1 protein-coding gene is annotated in these 932 nt (G+C 55.4%); it reads right to left on the bottom strand.

The features are described 5' to 3' along the window. Positions 1–836 (bottom strand): tyrosine-type recombinase/integrase (locus SAZ01S_RS23325; protein WP_245825167.1); only part of this gene is annotated, 836 nt, incomplete at its 3' end. Between the last annotated feature and the right edge of the window lie 96 nt (positions 837–932).

Here is a 932-nt window from a genome sequence, read left to right as displayed (position 1 = left end):
AGCCAAAACTGTACCAGCGCGCAATCGCGTAAATGCGTGAGTAACGTTTTTTTCGGAGCGCGGGCAGCCAAAAGCGCTTGCTTCTTGGTGGGTTGCGAGGGGATTCCGATCGAAGAACCGGCGACATCCGCAGGTGCTTGATATTGCAGCCGGTACCGCATGCCCGTGCGATAGGGTTCGGCGCGTACAGGGCGCGGCGCGGGTTCTGCAGGGGCCGATATACTTGTCGCTGCTGGAGTGATCGGGGCCTTGGTCGCTTCTTCCTCGGACTCGTCGTGCCACATGCGTGCCGCAAGGCTGCGCTCTTCGGCACCCATTGCCGACGTATAGATCGCAGTGGTCTTGATGTCCGCGTGACCCAGCCAGCGCTGCACCAGCGTCAACGGCACGTTCGCCTGGATGGCTTGAACCGCAAAACCATGCCGCAGACCCTTCGGACTGGCATGCTCGCCCTCAATTCCCGCAATTTCCATCACTTCACGAATGCGGCGATAGCCGGTCATGCGAGACCAGGGCCACAATCGTTTCGCTGGGTCACCGATTTGTCCGACAAGAGTGCGCAGCATTTCCAGCAGAACGGCCGGCAGCGGGATGCCTCGGTACACGATTTTACCGCGCTTCTTGAGGCATTTTACGATCAATGCTTGCGCCTCGAAATCGATATTCTCGGCGGTTAGTGCAAGCGCCTCTGAAATGCGACAGCCCGTATAGGCGATCGTTAGGCAAAAGCTTTGCACGTCTAGCGGAAATTTACGCGCACTATCAGTAAATAGAGTGACCTCATTGTGGGTTAAATATTTGCGCTTTCCGCATTTAGTGAAAATCATCAGTTCCATTGCGGGAATCCCGATTGCGACCATTACAATTTGGCGGTCGAGCTTGTCTGTATAAACGCAGACTGAAACTCGAATTCGTGTGATACATTATTGGCT

The sequence above is a fragment of the Sphingomonas azotifigens NBRC 15497 genome (assembly GCF_002091475.1).
In the GTDB taxonomy this organism is placed as follows: Bacteria; Pseudomonadota; Alphaproteobacteria; order Sphingomonadales; family Sphingomonadaceae; genus Sphingomonas; species Sphingomonas azotifigens.
The sequence above is the reverse complement of the archived record's forward strand: the minus strand, read 5'-3'. Positions and strand labels throughout refer to the sequence as shown.